The organism is Ruegeria sp. AU67, assembly GCF_900312795.1.
In the GTDB taxonomy this organism is placed as follows: Bacteria; Pseudomonadota; Alphaproteobacteria; order Rhodobacterales; family Rhodobacteraceae; genus Ruegeria; species Ruegeria atlantica.
On sequence record NZ_OMPH01000034.1, the window covers coordinates 1 to 3,016 of the forward strand.

Consider the following 3,016-nt stretch of genomic DNA (forward strand, 5'->3'; position numbering starts at 1 on the left):
TCGGGCCGAGAATTCCCATCTGCCATTTCGACGACGAGAACGTGCGATGCTCCGCTTCAGGCAAATGCGATGTTTGCAGAAGTTCGCCGCAGTTCATTCTTCCGTCCACAACCATTTCAATCAGGAAAGCGCCCTCTACAGCAGAGACAATTTCAAGCTCAACCGCGCCGCTGCTCTCTCCGAGTGGCGCCAACTTTGTTCAGCATAAGTTCCGGCAATTAGGGGTAAACAGAGACTGCTTCGAATTGGTCTGACAGCACCTTCGAGCAAGCTGAGGCGAAGGTCTGTTTTGAGCCCATTGCAGCCGTTGTCATGGGAACTGGATGCTGTGAGAGCATTTAGCAGCTGAACAATCAAAAGGCTCGCACAATGGCCACCGGCAACACAATATTTTTTGGGATTGGCAATTTGAGCCGTGTTGAGAGTTGTTCCCTACGATCCCACTTCAACGCGCGTCTCGAAAAGGAAGTCATGAAGCTTCTGTTCAACGCTGGACCTAGACGACGCGTCTGCCTCGTAAAGGCACACTGTGACGCAAAGTCCGCGTGGCCCGCCGGCCTCCACTTGCACGTGAGCGTCGGGCAACTTCAGTTGTTCACGAAGCAGATTTGATACTACCAGCTTTGCAGCATCGCACCGCAGACTTGGCTTGAAGATTTTGCCGACTGACGTCAGCGGTATCTCATCAACAATCTTAATAATCTTCGGCCAAGCTGGTCTTTCATCGATAGTGTTCTGAGCGTGTGCCATTAGTTCTTCAACGGTAACCTCATCGGATGTGTGGACCTGAATGAAACATATCGGCAGTTCTCCGGCATAAGGATCGGGCATGCCGACCGCTGCTGCCAACGCGACAGCAGGGTGGGTACTCATCGCATTCTCAATCATGACCGGATCGATATTGTGGCCGCTTCGGATAATCAGATCTTTGGAGCGTCCGGCAATATAAAGGCACCCATTCGCATCTTTGTACCCCAAGTCGCCCGAATTCAGGACACCGTTTATGAACACCTCGCTGTTGAATTCTGGAACGCTGTAACCGGGCGACAAGTGAGGACCTTTGATGGCTACAACACCGATTTCGCCAATCTCACACACCGCTCCAAGACCACCATCGCTTTCCAGCTTGAGAACGTCGACATTTGTGTAAGGTAACGCCCAGCCAACTGAACCTGCAGTACCCGTACCGCAGAGTGGATCGATACTGATCAATCCGGAAGCTTCCGTCATGCCCAGAATTTCAAAAAGAGTGCAGCCGGTCACTTCCTTGAACTTCTGCCCGACCGCAGGCGGTAGCAATGAAGCGCCAGTCGCGCCCGCCCGCACGTGCGAGATGTCATGATCGCCAATTGGCGTTTGCAAGATCGCCCCAATCGCAGTTGGTACGCCGCCAACAATTGTAACCTTGTATTCTGCGACAAGACGCCAAAAGCTTGCGACAACTGCTGGATTTCGCAAACCGGCAGGAGTCATGACGAGCAGTTCAACGCCTGCCATAAAGCAACTGAGACCGCCGACAATCGTTCCGGCGACGTGAAAAAGAGGAAAAGTAGCGGTAAATACATCATCAGAGCGAAAGCCGCACATGACAGCTCCCCCGAATGCTGCGACCAGCTGGCTGCGGTGGGTGTGCGCAACAAGCTTTGGTACACCGGTTGTGCCCCCGGTGTGAAAATAGGCCGCCAGATCTGAACCCCTGCGCGCCTCCCCAAAAGTCAGATGATCATCAGGTTGGGCCATCAAAGCACCGGCAAGATCAATAACTCCTTCTTCGGGCGGTGTACCCGGCGGAGAAATGCGCACAAGTACGAGGCCCGGAACCTGCTCCCTCATTGCTAGAGCTTTCTCCCAAATATCCAGCTGTGGATGAGGGCCAAGAGCAACAAGGATCTTTGCCTCGGAGGCTTTGAGAAGTTCAGCTATGCTCTCAGGCTGCAAAAGAAAATTGATCGGAACAGCGTACCCAGCCGTTTCTGCTCCCCACAAAGTGACGTGGGTTTCAATCAAAGCGGGCAGCATAAACGCAACGCCCGGTGCTTCACCTCCAATCGCTGCAAACAGATTTGCAGCGCGCATTATCTGTCCCAGCAACTGTTTATAGGTCACACGACGCGGCTCTTCGTCTTCAGTTCCGGTCATCAGCATTGTCAGCGCAGTCGCATCAGGATCGCGGTCGGCGCTGTTGATAAAGACATCCAAGATGCTTTGCTCAGGTAAACGCTCTTCAAGCGTCATTTCTTCTTCGAACTCAGAAATATCACTTTGAGTCCTGATCGGCTGTGTGCCCAGATTGACCATGGGATCTCCTTCAACTTCAGGAAAGTGTCACCTGAGCTTTGGTCGAGCAGCCGAACTTTGCAACACCAACATACAAGATAAAGCACAAAAACAAGCCAATCTACGAAAGGCCGCTTTGTCCGCAAGCCGGTCGTTGCCAAGATTTGGGAGAGCGACCGCTTTTGGTGAGAGCGGTCGTTCTTGGTCGATACTCCAAGTTTTCGGGGGTGATCGTCCGCTCAAAGCCGCTAATCGGTCAACTGAGAAAACACTCAGATGACTGCGTTGAGCCCAGAATGGACATTCATCCGACACTATTGTGCCGCTCTGTAGCGAACGGCGACATTGAGCTCAAAGCGGTTTTTGTCTGGCTTTCCTTGAGCAGCTTAGATCAAACGGTCTTGTCAGAAGAACATTGCTTGAGCGGGGTTGGGGTGTTGCGTAGCTTTTGCCCATGACCAGACCTGCCTCTTTCAAGTACTTTAAAACCAGTCCCGAGATCATCCGCCTTGCGGTGATGCTGTACATCCGTTTCGCGCTCTCGCTTCGGAATGTCGAAGATCTGCTGCACGAGCGAGGCATCGACGTGAGCCACGAAACTGTCCGATATTGGTGGAACAGGTTTGGCCCGATGTTTGCTGCTGAAATCAGACGGAAGCGTATTCAGCAACTCCGAGCCTTTTCAAAATGGAAGTGGCATTTAGACGAAGTATTCGTGAAAGTGAACGGCAAACGCCAC

Annotated in this window: 1 protein-coding gene and 2 pseudogenes; 2 read left to right on the forward strand and 1 reads right to left on the reverse strand. The window is 52.5% G+C overall.

Features of this window, described 5'->3' with window-relative positions; genetic code table 11:
• Positions 1–208: pseudogene (locus DK510_RS23385) on the forward strand (IS6 family transposase); the annotation flags it as partial.
• Positions 209–432: 224 nt separating this feature from the next.
• On the opposite strand, the gene DK510_RS19295 reads toward DK510_RS23385, so the two are convergent.
• Complete coding sequence (locus DK510_RS19295; protein ID WP_109313488.1) at positions 433–2,298, reverse strand: AMP-binding protein; 1,866 nt, start codon at positions 2,296–2,298, stop codon at positions 433–435.
• A 433-nt stretch (positions 2,299–2,731) separates the two neighbouring features.
• On the opposite strand from DK510_RS19295, the pseudogene DK510_RS23390 reads away from it, so the two are divergent.
• Positions 2,732–3,016, forward strand: a pseudogene (locus DK510_RS23390) (IS6 family transposase); the annotation flags it as partial.